Genomic DNA, 22,367 nt, shown 5'->3' with positions numbered 1-22,367 from the left:
GATGAAATTATATGTGCAAAAACAACTGAATGGCTCTTTGATTCCTTGTCATAATTCCGATTGGGAAAAAGCAAAGAAACTGAAACCTAATAATGAGTATTTGGTTGAGATAAAGCAACCGCGAAATATCAAGTTTCACAGAAAGTTTTTCGCTCTTATCAATATGTTATTTGACAACCAAGAGCAATACAAGAACATTGAAAGGCTACGAAAGGATTTAATTATTGAAGCAGGGTATTACGATGAGTGGGCAGACCTAAACGGAGTAGTACAGCGAGAAGCAAAGAGCATCAGTTTTGCACAAATGAATGAAGAAGAATTTAGCGACCTATACAACCGAGTGATCGATGTAATCGTCCAATACTTCCACTTCGATAAGCAAGATATAATTGACAATGTAGAGCAATATTTTTAAAACCAAAACCAATGCAAAGAGATAGTTTTATCTTTTATAGAAGTTTCTACGAAGCGATTAGAGAATTGCCGAGAGATATTCAGGGAGAAGTACTCACAGCCATAATGGAGTATGGCTTAGACGGAGCAACAACTGAAAATCTAAAGCCAGTAGCAAGGGCTATTGTTACTCTAATAAAACCGCAAATAGACGCTAATAATAAAAGATTTGATAACGGTAAAAAAGGTGGAAGACCGCCTAAATCTAAAACCGAACAGAAACCAAACGATAACCAAACAATAACCGAACAGAAACCAAACGATAACCAAACAATAACCGAACAGAAACCAAACGATAACCAAAGTGTAACCAAACCAAAACCTAATAAAAATGTAAATGATAATGTAAATGTAAATGATAATAAAAAAGAAAAAGTAAAAAAAGAAAGTTCGCCTATCGGCGACACCCACAAATCTTTTAAATCATTTTCATTACAGGATTTTGCAGAGCAGTTGAAGCCCTATGTTGAGGAATACGGACAAACAATGATTAGGCAGTTTTACGACTACTGGACAGAACCCAACAGCAGGAACAAGCCAAAATTCCAATTGGAGAAAACTTGGGACACTGCAAGAAGATTGAGGACTTGGAAACAGAACGAGGAGAAGTTTGGTATAAAAACCCAAACAGGAAACAGACGAAGTGTATTTTAAAACTAAACAGCAATGCTAACGAAAATCTATTGCATCAACACATCAAAAGTTCACGAGGTGGAACTAAAAAACAGCGGAGAGAACCTTTTGCTCTGCCCAGAGTGTTCGCATACTCGCAAGAAGAATAAGTTGAAATGCTTAGGTTTTAACGCGAAAGAAGGTATTGGGCATTGCAATCACTGTGATAGCCGATTTGTAGAATACAGACCACTAAAAAAGGCATCGGATAAGCAATACAAAATCCCAACACAGGTAAATCTTACGCAACTTTCGGACAATGCCGTGAGGTGGTTTACCAACCGAATGATAGGTCAAGATGCACTTAACAAAATGCAGGTTTCGACATCAAAGCAATGGTTTCCGCAGGTAGAAAAAGAACGCACTTGCATCGCTTTTCCATACTATCGAAATGGGCAGTTGGTAAATGTGAAGTACCGCGATGGGCAAAAGAATTTCAAAATGGAAAGTGGTGCAGAACTCATCTGGTGGAATTATAATGCCATTCTCAATCACAAGGAAATTATCATCGTAGAGGGGGAGATTGATGCTTTGAGTTTTATCCAAGAGGGGTTTGATAATGTGATTAGTGTTCCGAATGGTGCAAATGCTGTGAATATGCCTTATCTGGAAAGCAGTTTGGATGACCTCGAACAGATTGAAAAATTCTACATCGCTACGGATATTGATGAGAAAGGTTTGCAGTTGCGAGATGAGTTGGTGCGTCGCTTAGGGCAAGAGAGGTGTGTTTTATGCTCTTTTGAGCAATACAAAGACGCAAACGAATACTTGACCCACAAAGGTTATAAAAGTCTCGGAAATGTGCTAAAAAACGCTAAAGAGATAAAAGTAGATGATGTCTTCGAAGCAAAAGACTTTTTTAATGAGATTGACGACCTTTTTAAAAATGGTTTAAAGCCGGGTCTAAAGATTGGTTTTTCAGAATTAGACGAAAATATTACTTGGGAAACAAAACGCTTAGCGATTGTAACAGGTCCTCCTGGTTCTGGAAAGTCGGAATTTGTAGATGATGTGCTTTGTCGATTGAACATTCTATACGATTGGAAAACGGGATACTATTCACCTGAAAACTTTCCTGTAAAACTGCATTACGCCAAGTTGCACGAAAAACTAACAGGCAAGCGATTTGGCGAAAGATATTCATCAGCGGAGGAGTTTTATACGGCTTTGGAATACATACACGAAAACTTTTTTTGGGTGGCACCACCAGAGGATTTTACAGTTGATGATATACTGAAAAAGTTTGAGTATTTGGTGAAAAGAAAAGGGATAAAGGTTTGTGTGATAGACCCTTTTAACCGAATTGATAAACCCAATGGGCAGAACAAATTAGATGCTATTGCAGAGATACTCATCAAACTATCCAATTTCGCAAAAAAACATGATGTGTTGATGGTCCTAATTGCCCACCCTCGTAAGTTGGAAAAGGACAAAGGTGGTTATTATCCAATCGCAACGATGTACGATATTGCAGGTAGTGCCGACTTCTGGAATATGAGTGATTACGGAATATCCGTAGGTAGAGACCAAGACCCTGAAACGAAAAAGTTTCAGTCTACAGGTGTGATTTCTATCCAAAAAGTGAAGTTTAAGCACTTAGGTAAAACAGAAATAATCCCTTTCAAATACAACTACAATAACGGAAGATATGAGGGGGAAAATACGACAGTAAACGATTGGGATAATAGCAGTTGGATAGCGAAAAAGAATGAAAATGTAGCAGAGGTATTTGCGAAAAAAGTAATCGCAAATCCAGAAGTGGCTTTTGAAAACAATAATGATGATGAGTACGAAGATTTCCCATTCTGATTTGAAAGATGAGATTTATAGGGTCATCATTGAAAGACACCAGAAGTCTGGGGGACACAACGGAGTCTATGGTGTAGAATTAAAAAATAAAACTAACGTAGATTGGCAGATAGTCAGAGGAGTTTTAGGCAAACTATACAAAGAAAACAAAATACAGGTCCGTGAGGGCTCAAAAGGAAAATTGTTTTTTCCAAAAATTAAGAATAACAAATTAAAAACAATACAAAAATGAAACGATTTAATTTTGAAAAACTCTTATTAGAGAATGGTTACGAAAAAAAAGTGATTAAGGATTGGAATGGTACTGTCTATGCCACAACTTATCAGAAAGAGGTAGAGCCAGATAATTGGAATTCTATTACAATCCACACAAACGAAAAAATGACTGCTTGTCCACCAACTGGGATTTTGAGCCATGTAGACGCTGAGGTTCCTCAAACGAAAAAGGAAGCAGAGAAACTATTATCAATAATCGAAAAAATTTAATCATTCGTGTACCCATTGGGAACAAATTGAATAAATATTAATCCTAAAGTTATAATAAAATGTTAAATGCAACAGCAACAGGTAATCTTACAAAAGATGCTCAAGTGCGACAAGTAAGCACGGAAAAAGGAACTATTTACGCTATTCAATTTACAATAGCAATGAATGAAAAGTATGGTGACAAGGAAAATGCCACATTCATACCTTGTACTTACTGGTGTAAGTCTGATAAAATTGTGGAACACTTAATCAAAGGTAAAGCGGTTATTGCTCAAATAGACTGGTATTCTAACAACGAAAAAGAAGGTAGATACTACCAAGATTTTAGAATTAGAAAGTTGGAATTTCAAAGGGGCGAAAAGAAACCAGAAGTACCACTAAGTCCACCGCTAAACATTACACCGCAATCATCAAAAAACCAAAGTCCTGCGGAAATGTTAGAGGAAGAAGTAGATGATTTACCATTTTAATTTAGGACAAAATGAAACACTCCGAGATCGCAAAGAAATTAGGAAATCTATTAGGTGATTTGGCTTATAGTGAGTCTTACCATAAAGCCTTTGAGTATTTGTTAGACGGCTTGCTATACAACCTAATCACTTATGATGAGTGTGGTTTGCGTAGAAATCCGCTGGAGAAGTTGGATAAAAGTAAACACCAAGTCTTAGCAGAAGCGATGGTTTGTTTAGGCGAAGTAATGGAAGAAAATGGAGGGCTTTATGATGCCTTAGGTGATTTGTTTATGGAGCATGTTTCTGGAGGTAAAAATGGGCAGTTTTTTACACCGCAACATATCTGCGACGGCATTGCAAGAATGCAAATACCAAGCAATGTAGAGAAATCAAAGACGGTAACAGACCCAACTTGTGGATCAGGAAGAATGTTACTTGCAGGGGCAAAAATAAATAAAGATTTGATATTCTTCGGTAGCGATATTGACCATAATTGCGTGAAGATGTCGGTTGTGAATTTAGCATTGAACAACCTTGTAGGAGAGATAGTTTGGGGAGACCCTTTGAAACTTGAAACCTATGCCTCTTACAGAATTGAAAGAATGCCAATTACAGGGTTTCCTATAATTAGAGTTTACAAAGAGAGTATTCAATTCCCTAAAGTAGAAAAACAAATAGAAAAAGTAAAACCAAAACAGACGGAACACAAGCAGTTAAGTCTGTTTTGATAAAAATACAACACAGGATGTAGTGAAGACTCACAGCTAACCTTGTTACCCGCTGGCTGTCCTAAATCTACCAAAACAGATGCAGTCAGAAATCTGGAAGGTATCCGTAGAGGCACACTTCGGGGTTCGAGTCCCCGAGCGGAGCAAAGTTAAATTTTTAAAAAAAATAACATGGGAAGAAAAAGAAAATACGCTAGATGGGGCGAAGATTATGAAAAAGAGGAATGCACGAAATGTAAATGGCAAGAATAATCTTACAAAAAGAAGTATAAAATGGAAAAATTGGTAACAGTGGAATACAGGGATTTTCAATCCTTGGTTATATCCCAAGTAAGGTATTCATTAGGCAGAATGACAATGATGCCTTTTTTAACCTCTGGAATTATTAAAGAGCATATAGAGGACTTATCTAAAAACACTATGAAAGTATCTAAAGGAACTCCAGTAATTGGTTTGCAAAAGTGGGTTCAGCAGATAATCATGTAATAGTGGCAGGATGTCAGATACATTATGCTGTTAAATGTAATGCAAGACCCGATACAGGTGAGGTAACAGAATCATTACCTGAGAATGGTAGATATATACAGAGTACAAGAGAAACAGAAATTTATATCGCAGAGTAAAATAATAAAACAATGAATAAAAAACTAAGCCAAATCGCAAGAGTTGTCAATGCAGAAATGCAAATAACTATGCGAGAACTCAAATCAAAAGACCGAGAGCAAAATAAAGTATTTGCACGGATGCTAGTGGCTAAATTAGCCTACAAACATTATAATATTTCCCAAATGGAAATCGCCAAGTTTTTAAAAACGGAACAGCCGACGATTTCCTATTATCTTAAAACTATAGAAACAGACCTAAACACCAATAAGTCCCTATTTCTAAGACACAATAAGATAATAATCAAACTATCTAAATTCGGCAACAGAAAACTAAAAACACTGCAAAAAAAAGACTACTCCCTATTCCCTAAACTTTGCTTAGAAGCAATAGGCATAGAGCCGGTGAAGGAATTAAAATTCCATCCTACTCGCAGATGGCGTTTTGATTTTGCTTTTGTCAATGAAAAATTAGCAATCGAGGTTGAAGGCGGCGTTTGGACTGGGGGAAGACACACCAGAGGGGACGGATTTTTAAAAGATATGGAAAAATACAATGAAGCCGCAAGGCTAGGATGGCGTCTTTTGCGAACCACGCCGAACCAAGTTGAAACCAAACAATTTATATCATTGATTAAAAACACATTAGATAAAAAAAATATATAGCCGTGTACCCATTGGGAACACAATTTTTACTATATTTGCACAGTAATTGAAAGTTGAACATCTCATTTACAGAAGTGGTGGCGGAATTGGCAGACGCTGTTGTCCTGAGCAATTGGAGGTGGTGCACCGCCTTTCAGAGAAGAGATAATAACCCAAATGCAGGTTCGAATCCTGCCCACTTCTCAAATCTTTGTAATCACATTGTTTTGGTTTCCCCGACTGACTGTGGTGGTCGGTTGGGGATTTTAAAAAATAGAGGTCATCACTTAATTTCATACCTTTAAATTGTTGTAAGACAAGTGTTTGTATTAGAAATGTTAGATAAAAAAGTTGCTATATCTTCATAGATCAAACAAATATATTCAGTTTATAATGGTAATTCATTAAAAACCAATGATGGAAGAGCGTCGCAATATGTATCTAAATAATGACCTCTATTAAAAAAAATGAAAAACACTCACATCAAATGGCAAATAAAACAAAAGTAAAAAGCGAAACAAAACAGGTTTTGCTGTCAGAACTAATAGAACACTCGGATAATCCTAATGTACACCCAGAAGCCCAAATAAAGGCTATTGCAGAAAGTATAGAGAAATACGGTCAATATTATCCTATCATTTGTGATGATAAACTAAACATTCTCTGTGGTCACGGAAAGAAAAAGGCTTTGGAATATAAAGGAGAACAATATGCCGAAGTTAGAATTATTTACAACCTTACAGAGAAACAAAAGAAAAAACTTCTCATTGAGGATAATAAAATTCAATCCCTATCCTACACTAACTATGACAAGGTAGAGGATATCATCCGTGACATTGGCGATACTGATATTATTGGGTTTCCAGAGGAGTTTTTAAACACGATCATCAATGATATATCTGTGGACAATATGGGGGTAGATTTCTCAGAAAAACCAAAGGTTGAGAAAATATTCACTCCAGAAAAGCAAGAACAACAAACAGAATCTGTACAGCAATTTGAGGAAGATATGGTAAGAGCCAACACTATTACTTGTCCTCACTGTAATAACGAAATAACTCTTTAACAATGGCAGAGCAAAAAGACTTATTCAAACCTTTAAAGGAAATAAAGTTTGTAGATAGAAACACACTTAATCCTAACGACTACAACCCAAACAAAGTCTTAGAGAAAAACTTGGAATTGCTCACGCAGTCTATTTTAACTAATGGTTTTTGTTTCCCAATCGTCGTAAGACCAGATATGACCATTATAGATGGATTCCACAGATGGACCGTATCAGGAAGAGAGCCTAACGCTGATTTAGCGTTTTTGTATTACGATACGGATATGTTTAGAAGCAATAAACAAGGAAGAAAGCACAGCGAAAAGAAAGATTATAAAAAGATACTTTCTGACGCTATTAAAAAGGCAACAGAAAACCCAAGTAATTACGCTGATTTTGACACAGCAAAGAAGTTGTTATCAAAAATGATATTGCCAAATTATCCAAATGCGGTATATCAGAAAGTATATCAAATCTTGATAGCAGGCGACCCAAAGAAAAGAGAATACAGGGCTATTCTTTCACGAATAAATAAAGAAAATAGTAATGGCTAAGAAAATACGAGTTGCTAAGGCTCACGGAATGACAGCAGAGGAAAAGACACAGCATAACAAAGAATTGTTATTGTCGTGCTTGAAAGATACTTTAGGCATCGTAAACTCGGCGTGTATCAATGCAGGGTTGTCGAGGGAAACTTATTACCGCTGGTATCGAGAAGATAAAGATTTTAGGAAAAGAGCCGACGATATTACAGAAACGCAAATAGATGTTGCAGAAGCATCATTGCTAAAGAAAATTAAGAATGGCGACACCACCTCAATTATTTTTTATTTAAAAACCAGAGGAAAAGAAAGAGGTTATGTAGAAAAACGAATTGTAGAAGCCGATGTCAATACTACAATCAAAAACCCAGAGCAAGCATTAAAGAAACTAACCGCTAAAGAGAGAGCGTCCTTATTGAAGTTGGCAGAAGAATTAGACCAAGAAAATGAGTAATACAGACAAAATAGAGAAGATAGCACCATTAGCATACCTCGTTCAAGCGGACGAGTGTAAACAGTCTTTTTTCTATTTTGTAAAATTATTCTGGAAAGAAATTATCCCAGAGACACCTGTTTGGAATTGGCATATCCCTTACCTATGTGATGAACTTCAAAAGGTTTCTCAGAATGTAGTCGATAGAAAAGAAAAGTTATACGACTTGCTTATCAATATTCCACCTGGTACAACAAAATCTACTATTGTAACCATTATGTGGCCTGCATGGCTTTGGGCAATAGACCCAACCATTAGAATTATCTCTAATTCCTATGCTTCTGATATAGCAACAGAACACGCAACAAAAAGTAGGGATATCATCACCAGCGACAAATACCAACAATTATTCCCAAATGTTAGAATTAGAAAAGATAAGAGCGGAAAGCAAGCCTATGATAATACACAAAACGGCGCCAGATATACAACTTCCACGGGAGGTGCTATTACGGGAAAACACGCCCATATTATCATCAATGACGACCCGCAAAACCCAAAGCAAGCAGAAAGTGAAGCCCACAGAAAACAAGCAGAAGACCACACCAAAACACTATCGTCGAGGAAAGTCAACAAAGTGGTTACGGTAACAGTAACGGTAATGCAAAGGCTTCATGAAAAAGATGTATCGGGGTATCTTTTAGAGAAAAAAGGGGAAAATCTAAAACATATTAAACTACCTGCGGAAATAACCGAGAAAACAAAGCCAATTCCTGTCGATTTAGAGCATAATTATACTAACGGACTATTAGACCCTGTCCGTTTAGATAGAAAAGCGTTAGACGAAGCAAAAATAGATTTAGGAACACGAGGATATAATGGGCAATTTTTGGAAAATCCAACCTCAGAGGGTGGCGATATTGTAAAGAAAGAATGGTTTACAATCATCAGTCGATCGGAATTTTATAAACTAAAGTCCAGACAGCGAACCACCATTCATTTCTTTATGGACACGGCTTACACAGATGATTCAGAAAATGACCCAACAGGCATACACGCTTCTTGTGCGATTGGTAATAACCTATACATAACAGATAGACGCAAGTTTTATAAAGAATTTCCAGAATTGATAAAGTTTGTGCCTGATTATGTGAAATCGCAAGGCTATGATGGTTATTCTACAATTAGGATAGAGCCGAAAGCGTCTGGGAAGTCCGTAGTGCAGACACTCAAATCATTAACAAAACTAAATGTAGTTGAAATCCCTGCACCATCGGATAGTAAAAAGACCAGATTACACGCCGCCGCTCCAAAGGTAGAAAGCGGAAGAGTCTTTTTAGTTGAGGGGGCTTGGAATGATGATTTTTTGGATGAAGTCTGTGGATTTCCTAACGCTGCACACGATGAAGATGTCGACTTACTTGGTTATCAAATCGATTATCATTTAGAGAGCAATAATTCTCAAGGAATGCAAAATATTTTATGGTAAAAAAACTAAATAACAATGAAAATATCAGAATTTACACAAACAAAAGACTTAGAAGAGCAAATAAAAATCCTTACTAAAGAACGCAAGGGCAAGGCGGATATAAAAGAACTAAAAGAAGAGTGGGATGTTAAAACCCACAAAGTGATGAAGACAGAACACCTGCCAGATAAGGTGATAAAAGATAAAAATGGTAACCAAACAGGCACGAAAAAAGTCAATCGTATATCCGCACCATTCCAAAAGAAAATCGTTAATACAGCGGTGGTGTTTGGGTTTGGTAATGAGGTGGAATTGGTAAAAAGCCATTTCGAAGAGAAATCGGAGGAGGAAATGGTATTTAACGCCGTTAAGAAGATATTAGATGATAATAAGACCGCTACATTCAACAGAAAGGTAGCAAGAGAATGCTATAGAGCCACAGAGGTAGCCGAAGTGTGGTATTATGAAAAAACAGAAACGCACGAAGAATATGGTTTCCCTTGCGATTACAAAATCCGAGTGAAATTGCTGACCCCTTGGAATGGCGAAAATCTTTATCCTCATTTCGACAGTTACGACAAACTAAAAGCATTTGTAAGGGCTTTTGCAGTTGGAAAAGACGAGTATTTAGATGTTTACACTTCATCGGAATATCAACGCTACAAAAAGGTAGATGGCTTTTGGGAAGAAGACAAAGTTGCGGACAAGGACAATGAAATCCCTGTATATTTAGATTTAAGCAAGACGATCAATAAAATTCCTGTTATCTACACCTCACAAGAGGGGGCGGAATGGAGCGATGTTCAAACAGATATAGAGCGTCTGGAGTTGTTGTTTTCTCGCCACGCAGAAATAAACGATTATCACGCCGCTCCTAAAACATTTGTTGAGGGGGAATTGGTATCCACCCCACAAGCAGGAGAAGCGAATGGGTTATTGCAAGGCTCAATAGGTTCTAAAGCCTATATTTTATCTTGGGACCATTCACCAGAAAGTATCAAGTTAGAAATATCGACACGCCTATCCAATATCTTCAAATTCACTCAAACGCCAGATGTATCTTTTGAAAGCGTAAAAGCATTGAACCAAATCAGTGGCGTAATGTTGAAAATGCTATTTATGGATGCTCACTTGAAAGTGTTAGAGAAAGAGGAAATTTGGGATGAGTATTACGAAAGACGATTTAATTTACTCAAAACCTATGTGGGAAAATTGCTCAATCCAAAATTAGAAAAGGCATCTAAAAACCTAAGTATTAAGCCCAAATTCAATCCATATATGATTGATGATATAAAGGCTAAAATAGATATGCTAATGACTGCCAACGGCAACAAGCCTGTTATCTCTCAACAAAAGTCTGTTGCATTAGGAAACTTAGTAGAGAATAGCGAAGAAGAATGGGAAATCATAAAGGCAGAAAGCGAAGAGGAAAAACAAAAAGATATATTTCAACCAGTAAATTTATAATAACCATGGAAAAACTAATGAAAATCAACCCAGATTCAGAAAATGAAATCCACGATATTGCAGGGTTTCAAGACCCTAATTTCAATGTGGTAACACCAATTATGAAACTGCCAGCGGAAGTCGCCAAAGTGGTGGTTTGCGAGTTTCAGCAAATTGTTAGAAACGCATCTACATCAGAACAAGCCAATACACCAGATGAGGACGGTATTGTTCGTTATCAAACCTTTGAAGAGGGCGAGGTATATATGGCGGAAAAACCTTTTGATGAATACTTTGCCGACCGCTACATTATGGATTTCTTCAATGTAGAAGAAAGAGGGATTTGCTCGCGTATGCACCTACATACTGGACTTAGGTTTGTTCGTATGATGACCGGTCCAAACACCCAAATTAGAGTAGGTTCATTAACGCCATTTAAAGTAACAAATATTAAGGGCGTAACACCTTTTCAGCCAGAAATATTTGAGGATATTTTACCAGATACACCAGAGGGCGTGGAAAGAACAAGATACAATTTGATTGTCCCAGAAAATTGCTTTGTAGATATGCAAGTGCCAAGAGGTGTGTCGCATCAGTTTAATGCTATTGGTCAATATGCAGCAATAGATTCTGTACACCCAGAGGAAAGTATCGAAACCTTTAGAGAGAAGATGAGCGGATTTAAAATGATGGCTCAAACTATTTTCCTAACAGAAGATAGACCAGAGTTAGAAAGTTGTGCACTTAAAAAGTAATAAATGGCAAAGTTAGTATTAGGGAAAAAGCAAAATTCTAAAAACGAGGATTTTGTAAAGGTTTGGAATAATATTGAAGATTATGTTTCTAAGGCTGAAATATCGGCTCTGATTGATGAGACGGTCTTGGATATTAAAGTAAAGACAAAAGGCAAAAAGACGGCTTATTCTTGGTCTGGCGGTAAGGATTCTATCGCTTTACAGATTGTTTGTGAATTGGCAGGAATTGAGAATTGTGTTTTAGCCGTGTCTTCGCCTATTGAGTATCCAGCCTTTACGGAATGGGTAAATAAAAATAAACCTAAAGGGCTTACTATTTTTGATGCGAATATCGGTTTAAACCATGTGGCATCAAACCCTCAAATGCTTTTCCCTAATTCTACAAACGCTGCTAAATGGTTTAAGAAAATACAGCACAAAGGGCAAAAGCAATATTTTAAAGAAAACGATTTAGATATTATTATTCTGGGAAGAAGATTGCAAGACGGCAACTATGTAGGTAAAGGGACTAATATCTATGCCAACAAAGAGGGTATTACACGCTTTTCACCTCTCTACAAATGGAAACACGAGCATATTTTAGCCGCGATCCATTATTTTAAAAACAGAAATATCCCGCCAATATATAATACGCCTAATGGCTGGGTGGTTGGTACAGGTGTATGGCCCGCAAGGCAATTTGCAAAAGATGAAGCCACAGCATGGCAAGAATTGTATTTAATTGATAGAAATATTGTTTTAGAGGGCGCTAAATATTTTGACGGCGCAAAAGATTGTATAAATAGAAATGAGCAAACTGCACGATGATTTATTCGATAGACTTCACTACAACCGCATAGAACAATATGTAAAAGAAGTTGCTAAAATATACCACGCCTTGATACAAAAAGTATCAGGGCTTTCATCATTGCGTAATGTAGACAAGACAAAACCTTTTCAATTAAAAGACTATCCAGCATTACAAAAGCAAATAGACCAACTTTTTGAAAACTTTGCCAAAAACATTGAAGTTACAATCCAAAACAACTCATCCAAAGAGTGGTTATTGGCAGAAAAGAAGCAAAAACAATTAGTAGAGGCTATCGCTAAAAAGACCAACCTAAACAAGGCTCTAATCAACAAATACAACCGTCCCAATATGGAAGTCCTTTTTGCTTTTCAAAATAGGAAAATCGGTGGTTTACGCCTTTCTGATAGAGTTTGGAACTATACCAATCAGTTTAAGAATGAAATAGAATTAGGCTTAGATATTGGCTTAGGGGAAGGTAAATCGGCATCGGAACTATCAAGGGATTTGAGAGGTTATCTCAAAGAACCAGACCGCTTATATCGAAAAGTGAGAGATAAGCACGGACAATTGGTGCTTTCTCAAAGAGCCAAACAATATCACCCAGGTCAAGGGGGGTATCGTTCGAGTTATAAAAACGCCATGCGATTGACCAGAACGGAAAACAATATGGCTTATCACGAAGCGAATTACTTAAAATACCAAGAGTTTGATTTTGTAATTGGTATTGAAGTTAGATTGTCTAACAATCCTAATCATTGCCCTTTCTGTGCGGAAATGGCAGGGAAATATCCAAAGGATTTTAAGTTCTGGGGGTGGCATCCTCAATGTAGATGCACAACTATTCCAATATTAAAGTCTTTTGAGGAAATACAGGTAGATAATGAACGGATATTAGAGGGTAAAGAACCTTTGAAAAGCTCTAATGAAGTAGTAAGGCTACATGATCCACTTACCAATTGGATTAAAGATAACAAACATAAGATTGACACAGCAAGAGCATTACCTTATTGGATGCAACAGAATAGAGGTTATCTGTTTGGGGAATACAACACTATTAAAGACAAGATAAACAGATATAACACTATAGCACCCAAAAAGTTTAATACAAATATTGTCTTTTCAGATGCTACAGGTGGCTTGGCTTCAATGGGTTTTAAAGGGATTAGTCAAGCAATCAACTACTATAACAGGCTTGAGGTAAATGCCGAAAAAGTGTCTATATTAAAAGCCATTACTCAAATGAAAGAATTTGAAGTTATTAGACATTTGTCTAATGCTAAAAATAAAGTATATGGATTTAATGTAAAGCAATTTGACGAACTTTTGAAGGCTCACGAAATGCCTAAGAATATAACCATTGCTAAAAAACTTATCCAAAATGGATATGATGTGTATCTATTGCCTAATGTGTCAGGTTCTAAAAGTGCCGATTTTATCGGAATTAAAGGCAACAGATATTATTATCTTGAAGGTAAAACTATCAATGGGAAAAGTACTATAAAACAACGACTCGTTGAAGCAAGTACACAGTCTGATAGAGCGATATTGGATATTGTAGGCATGAAAGATACAAATGAGATATACGGAAATATTAAGTGGTTCTTTGAAAATAATGATAATGTGAAAGAAATAATTATGTTTAAAGGTAGCCGTTTAATTTCTGTAACTCGACGACACTTGGATAGTAAAATTTCTAAGAAAAATTTTATAAAAAAATGGGAACAAAAAAAATAAGAGGTTCTATAAAATAGCCCCTCTTAATAAATATACTAACCGTAGTGGTATATTTTCTCGAACTTAATCGGATTCTGACCGAGATTTTCAGGGCATCACTGCCTTTATGTCCACCTCCCCGTCAATGCAAATATACAAAATTTCTAATTATCCTTAGTTTTTCGTATCAATTTTTCTTTTTTGATGGTGCAATATTTTGTGCGGTGTTCATCGCCAAAGTCCATTTTAAGATTATACAATGTAGAAGTTGCCACCCCTACTTGCTCAGTCTTAAATCGGCTGAATATGGCGGAAATACTACCAAAGTAATAGTCTTTTTTTCCTTCAACTGGTTCGAAAAACCTAATGTGATATATTGTGGTTTCTTTCATACCACAAAAGTAAGGATAATTTCCCATTTTCTATTTCAAAATGGATAGCCAATTGTATAACTCATAGGCTATTTTTCTATTTACCTCTATTGTACTGATGTACTTTAGGTTATAATATTGATTTGAACTAACACCAGAAAGACTATCTTCCATAAGAGAATTGAGGATTACTTGTCTTCTCTGCATTAAATATTTTTCTATATCCCCAGAATTAGCAACAGAAATATAATTTAAAGTCCTCTCATATTCGCCAATCAACACCTGTGTTTTTAAAAGGTTTTCTGAATGTACATCAAAATACCCATAGAAATTGGAAAGCAATCTCGCTTTTAGTTCTGATTCTTTATTTTTTAAATCAGTTACTTGCTTACTGATTCTTTCAATTAATTTTTCTGCTTTGTTCATATATTTTTATAACAAGTTATCTATATGCAAAAATAGTAAATATATTTGATATATCAACTATAAAAATAAAATAAGTTATCATATAAAAATATAAAAATACATATAATCAATTACTTAACTTGTTCCCAATGGGAACACAAGCGTATCTTTGAGCAAATTAATATCATTTACAAATGACAAAAGCAGAATTTTTACGAATTATCAAGGCTCATTTTACAAAGTTTGGGCTTTCTGAAAGCACATTGGGCGAAATTACCAAGTTGATTGAGGGTTCTTATACAGAAAACTCAACAGCAGAGGAAATCATCGAACAATGTAAAAACTACGAATCCTTAGCAAAGGTGTTACAGTCTGAAATAGACACAAGAGTAACCTCGGCAGTAGAGAAAGTGAAGAAAGAACAAGTACCTGATAAGAAGTCTGGGGCAGACAAAGACCAATCTGAACCAAAAAACAACGATTATCTAAAAAAGATTTTGGAACGCCTTGACAATATTGAGAAAGGTCAAGTAGTAAAATCTTTGAATGAGAAAGCCGTGGTAAGGTTGAAAGACCTTAAGATGACAGATAAGGAAATAGAATCTGCAATGTTCGGTAGAAACTTTGACAACGAAGAATCATTAAATGAGTTTGTGACTAAGCAAGCGGAGATTTATGAGGAAATCGTAAAAGAAAGGGTTTCAAACAACGCAGGAAATGGTTTCCCACCAATGTCGCCAACGGGTAACAGCGTAAGCAATACTGCAATCAAGAATGATATTGACGAATTCAATAAACATTATTAAAAACGAACAATCATGGGAAAATATTTAGAACCTAAAAAGGTGTCGGAAAGCAGAAGTATTCCTGTGTGGGCAAAAGTTTTGGAAACTGCAAAAGGTGGTTTCTCTTTAAACAAAACTGGACTCACTGTTGGGGATATTCTTCCTGCAGGAACACCGATAGCATTTGATGAGACCACTCGAATTGCTAAGAAAGCGAAAGCAGATGGAACAGATGTAGGAGGAATGTTATATGACGATATCATAATTGGGGAAAATGCCCCTTTAACGGTGGTAACAAGAGGAACGGCATATGAAAAGCGTATCACTGGTATAACACCACAAATCAAAGAGAAATTAAAGGGACTTATAATCTTTTCTCAATCTTATTAATCTTAAAACTAAGGAATAATGGCAGAATTATCAGTATTCGGAGCATATGCAGAAAACATGCAAACGCTCATAGACACAAGACAAGACAAGTTTAACCAACCTTGGTTTACGAAATATTTTGATTGGGACACCCCTCAGATTTCATTAGACTATACCTCTGTATTGGGGGAAGCGGTAATCAATGCAATGGCAACAGTTGTAGCGAGGGATTCTGAAACGCCTTTGGCAACTCGTGAGGCATTGGCAAAAATTACAGGAGAAATTCCTGCGATTAAGCGAATGATACCGCTAAACGAAAATCAATACAGACACTATATGTCCTTATTGAATATGCCAGGGGTAAAAGACCAACAAAAGAAGATGCAAGCCCTAAAATTGATTTGGGACGATGTAAAAAAGGTGGTTGATGCTGTTTATAACAGAATTGACTATTTGGCATTACAAGCGGTTTCTACGGGGAAAATTGATATCAACATTGATAATAACCCTGATGGTATTATCGTGCCTGATATTGACCTTCAGATGCCTTCTGAAAACAAAACTACGGTTAGCACCTCTTGGAGTGATGCCAATAATGCAACGCCTATCCAAGATATTCAGAATATAGTGAATGCTTCTAATAGTGATGTGGCTAAGGTCTTAATCACGAAGACTAAAATGTTGGAAATGATGAGAACGAAAGAAGTCCGTGATACTCTCGGTGCTTTCTTTGGTTTGACAAAAGCTTCTACATCAGCGGAAACAGCACCGCTAACTCTTAGCAGATTAAACAAATATATGGCAGAATCAGAAATGCCTGTATTTGAAGTTGTAGACAAGAAAGTTTCTGTTGAGAAAAACGGAGTGCCAACAATTACAAGTCCTTTTGAGGCTAAAAATATTGCGTTTATTCCTGATGGAAAATTAGGTGTGATTAAAAACGCTTTGGCAGTTGAGGAAATGAACCCTGTGGAACATATTAAGTATGCAAACTCAGGGCGTGTATTAGTGTCTAAGTGGAAACAAAACGAGCCATTTAGAGAATACACAAAGGCAGAGTGTAACGCGTGGCCAGTAATTGAAGCGATCAATAGTATTCGTATTCTAACCACAGAAAAGTAATCATTTTAAACCTTTCATAATTTTAGGATGTCAGTAACGGTAAAGGATTATTTCTTAGCGAAGATGAGAACATTAGGTATTACAATGCCTGATGAAAGTTTAAAGGTCTTTCTTCTTTCTAATGCATTAGATGAGAACACAATAGTGCTTCCAGATGATGCCAAAGAGTTGGACAAAAACTTTTTAGAAATAATCCTAAACCTACTGATTACACCAGATGTAACAGAAGATGACTATTCTATAAAGTATGATCGAAAAAGTATAATGAATTGGTATGCTATGGAGTGTAAGCGATTGGGGATTTCTAATCGACTGAGCGACGGAGCAAACGAGGTAAAAGATGTGAGTTTTTTAGCATGATTAAGCAATATCCTTATGACTTATATATAATGCAAACCACCGCAGGCAGTAGAGATGAGAATGGCTTTCCTATTCCCTCAACCGAGCAATGGGTGTTTCATTCAAAATGTAGAGATATACCTGCTGGTGCAGGGAATATCGTTGCCACAGAATCTGGGGAAGCCTTGAAATATGCGTCTAAAGTGGTAATGCCTATTGGAACCCCTGAAATATCTGCAAACACAAAAATAAAGGTGTTAGAGGGGTCTAACACAAAGCTTGTAGGTCATGTGATACGATTTTCAACCGCTCAATTGCATTGCAGATTATGGGTATAGAAGCCAACTTTGATATGGCGAGTTTGGAAGCCTATATGCAGCAAAAGAAAAGGCAGTTAGAAAATCTTTTACGCAGAAATCTCAACCATTTAGGAATGCACTGTGTGGTTCTTGCAAGAACGCTCAATACCTATCAAGACCAAACGGCAAACCTTAGAAACTCAATAGGCTATGTAGTAGTAATCAATGGGAAAATTAGGGATAGTTTCTTTAAGGCAGACGAGAGAGGAAAAGATTTTGACCCTAATGGTCCTAAAGGCGAGGAAGTTGGCGAAGCGTTGGCTAAGAAATTAGCAGAAGAATTTACAGAGGGCTATGCTCTTATTGTAGTTGCAGGAATGAACTACGCAAGTTATGTAGAAGATGTACATCACTTGGATGTTTTAAAACCTGCGGAAACCTTTGCTAAAAGCCAAATCAACCGAGTAGCCAAAGGAATTATAGAAGCAATGAGAAGAAAAGAAGGATTATGATAACCTCATTAGAATTAGCAAGTTTAGTTTATAAGATGGTTTCCTCTGGAAGCATCAGAACAATTATAGACGGCGATGTTTATTTAGGGGAAAGACCATTTAACAGCGACAAAAACGATGTGGTTATTGGTGCTTTATCCGTGCCAAATACCACACTCCAAGAGTCGGTTGTGTTAGTCAATATCTATGCTAAAAATCTTTTTGATGGGCATAGCCATTTGCCAAATCTCAAACTTCTTAACGATGCTACAAAGTTACTAATGCCTTTGTTTAAGGATTACTACATCGCTGATAAGAAAACTTACATAGACATAGAATACCAACGAAATTATAAAGTACAAGGCGCTCAGGAATGGGTGTCAGTCATAAGACTAAAAACAAGAACTATTAACCAATAAAAATTAAACACAATGGCTTGGACATTTGGAATAGCCCAACTCTTATCAGGGGAAAAAGCGACAGATGGCGGTATGGGTACTGCCTTAACAGAACACGACGAAACGCTCAAAGGTACAGCAACCTTAGAAACGAGCGATGAAACTATCAACTGGATAGAAACAGAGGAAAAAGGAAAACGATTACCTATCGGTAAAAACGACTCTGAAACGACCTTGAAATTTGAGGTTGCCAATCCGTCTTTGGAAACACAGGCATATTACCTCGGTGGTACAGTGAAGAACGCATCAGGGAAGAAAAGTTACTCACCACCAGTGAGTAGACCTAATATTGAACGCTCTTTTTTGATTAAAACTAAAGAGGGGTACAACATTCAAATTCCTAACGGAAAAGTGAATGCTAAACCTTTGGGCGGTCAAATCGGAACGGACAATGTATTGACAATGCAGGTTGTAATTACCGTGCAACTACCAACCAAAGAGGGTGTGGACGCAATTACCTATATGGAAAAATAAAAACCTTGAAAACTCAATAAACAAAAGCCACCTCTAACTATGCTTATGTGGTGGCTTTTTTACTTAAAAACTATGAATAAAGAACAGGTTTTATTAGAGCAAAAAGAAGCGGAGTTACTCATCGAAAAAGGGTTTGTGTTTAATGCTGGTGAGAATGAATATCATATCAAACCGATGACCTATGGGACTATCCTACACGCCAACAAATATGCGGTGGATTTAAAGTTCAACTTAGTAAGTGAAGATACTAACTCACTAATCAATGAACTCAATCAGAATGTAGAACCGATGATGCGATTTATCGCAGTTTGTGTGTTAGGAAACAAACAAGACATAGAAACCAAAACAGAAACTTTAGCAGAAGAACTAAAACAGCATTTAAGACCTAAAGATGCGATGAATATATGCGTCGCTATCCTACAAATGTATGATTTAGCAAATTTTATATCCTCTATCAGATTGATCGGGACAATGACGATGACCACGCCGAGGACACCGACGACGGAGACGCTGATAGATGGGTAACAAAAGGTCTCCAAACGCTCTATGGCAACATAGGAATGATTATGAAAGAAGTAGGATTTTCCTATCGAGAATTGATGTGGGAAGTCCCTTGGGGGATAGTCTTAAGGATATTGGCAGATATGCCAAGACAAGTCAAAGAAAAACCAAACAAGAGAAAGAATAAAGTATTGACCGAGCAAACCGCAGAGGACTTTAAAAAGCATATAGAACAACTAAACAAGAAGATAAAAAAATGAGCGACGGAGCACTACATTTCAACGCCTTACTAACCACTCGCGATTTCGAGAGAGGAATTGAACGCATACGCAATGATATTCGTAGAGCGTCAGGACTTGCTGTACAGGAAACTTCCAGAATGGATAGTGCTTTCAAAAATCTATCTATCGGTATTGCAAGTTATTTTTCTGTCCAAGCGTTAATGGGGTTTGTACGCCAACTTATCAATGTTAGAGGGGAATTCCAAAAAACAGAAATCGCTTTTGGAACGATGCTCAAAAGTAAAGAAAAAGCAAAAGCCTTAATGGGTGAAATGGTAGATTTAGCCGCTAAAACGCCGTTTTCATTGCAAGATGTGTCAAATGGAGCAAAACAATTACTCGCTTTTCAAGTTCCTGCCAATCAGGTTGTAGATACCCTTAAACGAATGGGAGATATCGCGGCTGGATTAGGTGTACCCCTTTCTCGGATTAATTTGGTTTATGGGCAAGTTAAGGCTAAAGGAAAACTAATGGGTGATGACCTACGCCAGTTTACAGAAGCGGGAATCCCAATGTTAGCAGAATTAGCCAAGAAGTTTGGTAAGACCACAGGCGAAATACAAAAAATGGTGTCTGAGGGGAAAATTGGATTTAAAGATGTAAAAGAAGTGCTATTTAGCCTTACGGACGAGGGCGGTATGTTCTTTAACTTGATGGATAAGCAATCCGAATCTTTATCTGGGAAAATTTCCAATTTGGGTGACGCTTTTGACCAAATGTTGAATAAAATAGGGGAAAGTAACGAAGGGATTTTAAATAGTGGTATTGATGCGGTGGCTGGTTTAGTGGAAAATTACGAAGAGGTAATGGAAACTATTAAAGAATTGGTAATTGCATATGGAGTATATAAAGCCGCTCTTATTACTGTAACTGTAGCCCAAGAATATTCAAAAAAAACAATTCAATCAGAAATAGCCTTATTGGGTATCTCTGAAAAAATGAAATTAGGCAGAGCTTTAGTCACTCAAAAACAAGCCGTAGTAAACTTAGAAGAAGCCCGCACAGAGCATATTGCTACTCAAGAAAAATATTTAGCATTGCAAATGGAAGTGCAATCACTAAATATAAAAAAACAGAAAGCCATTGCCTTAGCAGTAGAAAAAAGACAAGTATTAAGCAACGCTCAAGCGGAGTTATTAACTGCTCAACAAAAGTTATCTGCACTAGGAGCTGAGGCGACTGCTAGAGAGGTAAGCATTGCAACAAAAAGAATTGAAAAAGCAGAAAACGCTGTATTGAAGGCACAAGAAAAAGCGGAAATAGCAAGAAAAGGAGCTTTGACCGCCTCGTCTAAATTCTACACTACGCAGAAAGAATTAGAAACAGTCGCGACGCGTGTAAGTACAAATGCTAAGAAAGTGGAAGCGGCACAAGAAGCCTTATCTGTGGCTACAAAAAATGCAAATACTATTGCTACTACTAGATTAACTATTGCTCAGAGATTACAAACTTTTGCACTTCGTACTGGAGCGAAGGCACAAGCGCTACTTAATAGTACTATATTAGCCAATCCCTATGCACTAGCAACCGCTTTAATAGTAGAATTAACATACGTTATGTATAAGTTTTGTTCACAGCTAACATTAGCACAAGAATTACAAGAAAGCCTAAACGAAACATTGAAAAATACAAAGCAAGATGTAGATACTAAAAAAGCAAAAATAGAAGCTTTAATTACTACCATTAAGTCCGAGAACACTACCAACGAGCAAAAAGAAAAGATACTAAGGCAAATCGAAAGACTAACGGATAATAAGATTAAAAACTTAACAATCGAAGATGCGAAAACAGGCAAATTAAATAAAAGTGTACAAGAATATATCAAAACACTCTATAAGCAGGCTGAGGCTATGGCTTATTTCCAAGAGATGACCGAAGTAGAACGGAAAATAATTAAAAATGATGAGTTAAAAGAAAGAGCGAAGAAAGGACAAGTAGGCTGGAAAGATGTCGCTACAATATTGGGAGATGTTGACACTTACAAAGATGGGGGGAATATAAGAATATTCAAGCCAGAAGATTATATTTTAAACTATACTAAAAACAGAGAAAAGGCTTTAAAAAAGCAAAAAGATTTTTTGCAAGCAAAAACAAAAGAAAATGGCAATCTTATAGCAGAATCAGAGCTTGTAACAGATAAAGATATTGATGTTTTAAAAGATAAAGCCAAGAAACACCAAAAAGCCTTAGCGGAAATATATTCTAAAGATTCTATTAAGGATTTAGAAGAGCGGATTTCGCTTTTAAACAATGCTTTAGAACGGGCAAGTAAAGGGAAAGACGGTAAATACAAGGTAAAACTTAGAGCCAAAGACAAATACGGAAAGGAACACGAAACAGGGCAAATTGTAAGCAAAGATAAAGCCTTAGCAGAACTTAAAGCNCTCAATGAAGCCAAAGCCAAAATAGAGGAAGAATTTCGTATCAAAACCACCG

The 22,367-nt window shown here is 36.7% G+C and carries 31 protein-coding genes and 1 tRNA gene; 30 read left to right on the top strand and 2 right to left on the bottom strand.

Features of this window, described 5'->3' with window-relative positions; genetic code table 11:
* The first annotated feature begins 1 nt into the window (after nt 1).
* The 19 genes from C237_RS12715 (at nt 2) to C237_RS0102180 (ending at nt 14,057) form a co-directional block, all read left to right on the top strand.
* Complete coding sequence (locus C237_RS12715; protein ID WP_018674868.1) at nt 2-415, top strand: DUF1367 family protein; 414 nt, start codon at nt 2-4, stop codon at nt 413-415.
* A gap of 11 nt (nt 416-426) precedes the next feature.
* Nucleotides 427-1,107 (top strand): DUF6291 domain-containing protein, encoded by a 681-nt coding sequence (locus C237_RS13825; protein WP_018674867.1) that lies wholly within the window; start codon nt 427-429, stop codon nt 1,105-1,107.
* Between the two features lie 12 nt (nt 1,108-1,119).
* Entirely contained in the window at nt 1,120-2,934 is a 1,815-nt protein-coding gene (locus tag C237_RS12705; RefSeq protein ID WP_083917621.1) for a bifunctional DNA primase/helicase, read from the top strand.
* On the top strand, nt 2,909-3,166 hold the full coding sequence (locus tag C237_RS0102255) for a hypothetical protein (RefSeq protein ID WP_018674865.1): 258 nt from the start codon (nt 2,909-2,911) through the stop codon (nt 3,164-3,166). Before C237_RS12705 ends, C237_RS0102255 begins: the two co-directional genes overlap by 26 nt.
* The gene (locus C237_RS0102250) at nt 3,163-3,420 is read left to right on the top strand and encodes a hypothetical protein (protein ID WP_018674864.1); all 258 of its coding nucleotides are present in this window, start codon (nt 3,163-3,165) and stop codon (nt 3,418-3,420) included. Before C237_RS0102255 ends, C237_RS0102250 begins: the two co-directional genes overlap by 4 nt.
* Nucleotides 3,421-3,479: 59 nt before the next feature.
* Entirely contained in the window at nt 3,480-3,890 is a 411-nt protein-coding gene (locus tag C237_RS13820; RefSeq protein WP_018674863.1) for a single-stranded DNA-binding protein, read from the top strand.
* Nucleotides 3,891-3,901: 11 nt separating this feature from the next.
* On the top strand, nt 3,902-4,600 hold the full coding sequence (locus C237_RS13815; protein WP_018674862.1) for an N-6 DNA methylase: 699 nt from the start codon (nt 3,902-3,904) through the stop codon (nt 4,598-4,600).
* Between the two features lie 79 nt (nt 4,601-4,679).
* A complete protein-coding gene (locus tag C237_RS0102235; RefSeq protein ID WP_018674861.1) occupies nt 4,680-4,889 on the top strand; it encodes a hypothetical protein in 210 nt (69 codons plus the stop codon).
* Nucleotides 4,874-5,086 (top strand): hypothetical protein, encoded by a 213-nt coding sequence (locus C237_RS14455; protein ID WP_018674860.1) that lies wholly within the window; start codon nt 4,874-4,876, stop codon nt 5,084-5,086. The genes C237_RS0102235 and C237_RS14455 overlap by 16 nt, the downstream gene beginning before the upstream one ends.
* A 149-nt stretch (nt 5,087-5,235) precedes the next feature.
* Nucleotides 5,236-5,868 carry a helix-turn-helix domain-containing protein gene (locus C237_RS14140; protein WP_018674859.1) on the top strand — a complete coding sequence of 211 codons (633 nt, stop codon included), beginning with the start codon at nt 5,236-5,238 and terminating at the stop codon, nt 5,866-5,868.
* 71 nt (nt 5,869-5,939) lie between these two features.
* Nucleotides 5,940-6,051 (top strand) — tRNA-OTHER (locus C237_RS14450).
* A gap of 283 nt (nt 6,052-6,334) precedes the next feature.
* Nucleotides 6,335-6,913 (top strand): ParB N-terminal domain-containing protein, encoded by a 579-nt coding sequence (locus C237_RS13810; RefSeq protein WP_156809703.1) that lies wholly within the window; start codon nt 6,335-6,337, stop codon nt 6,911-6,913.
* Between the two features lie 2 nt (nt 6,914-6,915).
* Nucleotides 6,916-7,446 (top strand): ParB N-terminal domain-containing protein, encoded by a 531-nt coding sequence (locus tag C237_RS14135; RefSeq protein ID WP_018674857.1) that lies wholly within the window; start codon nt 6,916-6,918, stop codon nt 7,444-7,446.
* Entirely contained in the window at nt 7,439-7,888 is a 450-nt protein-coding gene (locus tag C237_RS0102205; protein ID WP_156809702.1) for a hypothetical protein, read from the top strand. Before C237_RS14135 ends, C237_RS0102205 begins: the two co-directional genes overlap by 8 nt.
* Complete coding sequence (gene terL / locus C237_RS12680; protein ID WP_018674855.1) at nt 7,881-9,353, top strand: phage terminase large subunit; 1,473 nt, start codon at nt 7,881-7,883, stop codon at nt 9,351-9,353. The genes C237_RS0102205 and terL overlap by 8 nt, the downstream gene beginning before the upstream one ends.
* Nucleotides 9,354-9,368: 15 nt before the next feature.
* Complete coding sequence (locus C237_RS12675) at nt 9,369-10,799, top strand: phage portal protein (protein WP_018674854.1); 1,431 nt, start codon at nt 9,369-9,371, stop codon at nt 10,797-10,799.
* A 5-nt stretch (nt 10,800-10,804) separates the two neighbouring features.
* Nucleotides 10,805-11,533 carry a hypothetical protein gene (locus tag C237_RS0102190; protein WP_221403453.1) on the top strand — a complete coding sequence of 243 codons (729 nt, stop codon included), beginning with the start codon at nt 10,805-10,807 and terminating at the stop codon, nt 11,531-11,533.
* 3 nt (nt 11,534-11,536) lie between these two features.
* On the top strand, nt 11,537-12,340 hold the full coding sequence (locus C237_RS0102185; RefSeq protein ID WP_018674852.1) for a phosphoadenosine phosphosulfate reductase domain-containing protein: 804 nt from the start codon (nt 11,537-11,539) through the stop codon (nt 12,338-12,340).
* A complete protein-coding gene (locus C237_RS0102180) occupies nt 12,321-14,057 on the top strand; it encodes a hypothetical protein (protein WP_018674851.1) in 1,737 nt (578 codons plus the stop codon). Before C237_RS0102185 ends, C237_RS0102180 begins: the two co-directional genes overlap by 20 nt.
* Nucleotides 14,058-14,200: 143 nt before the next feature.
* Here C237_RS0102180 and C237_RS12670 read toward each other — a convergent pair whose 3' ends face one another.
* Nucleotides 14,201-14,428, bottom strand: a complete 228-nt coding sequence (locus C237_RS12670) for a hypothetical protein (RefSeq protein WP_018674850.1) — start codon at nt 14,426-14,428, stop codon at nt 14,201-14,203.
* 30 nt (nt 14,429-14,458) lie between these two features.
* Entirely contained in the window at nt 14,459-14,833 is a 375-nt protein-coding gene (locus tag C237_RS0102170; protein ID WP_018674849.1) for a hypothetical protein, read from the bottom strand.
* Between the two features lie 173 nt (nt 14,834-15,006).
* Here C237_RS0102170 and C237_RS0102165 point away from each other — a divergent pair, with 173 nt between their 5' ends.
* The 11 genes from C237_RS0102165 to C237_RS0102115 all read left to right on the top strand — a co-directional run.
* Nucleotides 15,007-15,618: a hypothetical protein gene (locus C237_RS0102165; RefSeq protein WP_018674848.1), complete on the top strand. Its 612-nt coding sequence runs from the start codon at nt 15,007-15,009 to the stop codon at nt 15,616-15,618.
* Between the two features lie 12 nt (nt 15,619-15,630).
* Complete coding sequence (locus C237_RS0102160) at nt 15,631-15,987, top strand: hypothetical protein (protein ID WP_018674847.1); 357 nt, start codon at nt 15,631-15,633, stop codon at nt 15,985-15,987.
* An 18-nt stretch (nt 15,988-16,005) separates the two neighbouring features.
* The gene (locus C237_RS0102155; RefSeq protein ID WP_018674846.1) at nt 16,006-17,088 is read left to right on the top strand and encodes a major capsid protein; all 1,083 of its coding nucleotides are present in this window, start codon (nt 16,006-16,008) and stop codon (nt 17,086-17,088) included.
* Between the two features lie 27 nt (nt 17,089-17,115).
* Nucleotides 17,116-17,448, top strand: coding sequence for a DUF6706 family protein (locus tag C237_RS0102150; RefSeq protein WP_018674845.1), 333 nt, complete (start codon nt 17,116-17,118; stop codon nt 17,446-17,448).
* Complete coding sequence (locus C237_RS12665; RefSeq protein ID WP_018674844.1) at nt 17,445-17,765, top strand: hypothetical protein; 321 nt, start codon at nt 17,445-17,447, stop codon at nt 17,763-17,765. The genes C237_RS0102150 and C237_RS12665 overlap by 4 nt, the downstream gene beginning before the upstream one ends.
* Nucleotides 17,756-18,238: a hypothetical protein gene (locus C237_RS0102140; protein ID WP_018674843.1), complete on the top strand. Its 483-nt coding sequence runs from the start codon at nt 17,756-17,758 to the stop codon at nt 18,236-18,238. Before C237_RS12665 ends, C237_RS0102140 begins: the two co-directional genes overlap by 10 nt.
* Complete coding sequence (locus C237_RS0102135; protein WP_156809701.1) at nt 18,235-18,636, top strand: hypothetical protein; 402 nt, start codon at nt 18,235-18,237, stop codon at nt 18,634-18,636. Before C237_RS0102140 ends, C237_RS0102135 begins: the two co-directional genes overlap by 4 nt.
* 12 nt (nt 18,637-18,648) lie before the next feature.
* Nucleotides 18,649-19,149, top strand: coding sequence for a hypothetical protein (locus C237_RS0102130; RefSeq protein ID WP_018674841.1), 501 nt, complete (start codon nt 18,649-18,651; stop codon nt 19,147-19,149).
* Nucleotides 19,150-19,221: 72 nt separating this feature from the next.
* Nucleotides 19,222-19,674, top strand: a complete 453-nt coding sequence (locus C237_RS0102125; RefSeq protein ID WP_018674840.1) for a hypothetical protein — start codon at nt 19,222-19,224, stop codon at nt 19,672-19,674.
* A 41-nt stretch (nt 19,675-19,715) separates the two neighbouring features.
* Nucleotides 19,716-19,910 (top strand): hypothetical protein, encoded by a 195-nt coding sequence (locus tag C237_RS14445; protein ID WP_156809700.1) that lies wholly within the window; start codon nt 19,716-19,718, stop codon nt 19,908-19,910.
* Nucleotides 19,907-22,367, top strand: a 2,461-nt coding sequence (locus C237_RS0102115; protein WP_018674838.1) for a tape measure protein, incomplete at its 3' end; no start/stop codon positions are given. The genes C237_RS14445 and C237_RS0102115, both read left to right, overlap by 4 nt.

The sequence above is a fragment of the Riemerella columbina DSM 16469 genome (genome assembly GCF_000374405.1).
GTDB classification, from domain to species: Bacteria; Bacteroidota; Bacteroidia; order Flavobacteriales; family Weeksellaceae; genus Riemerella; species Riemerella columbina.
This window is presented reverse-complemented; position numbering and strand designations above follow the sequence as displayed.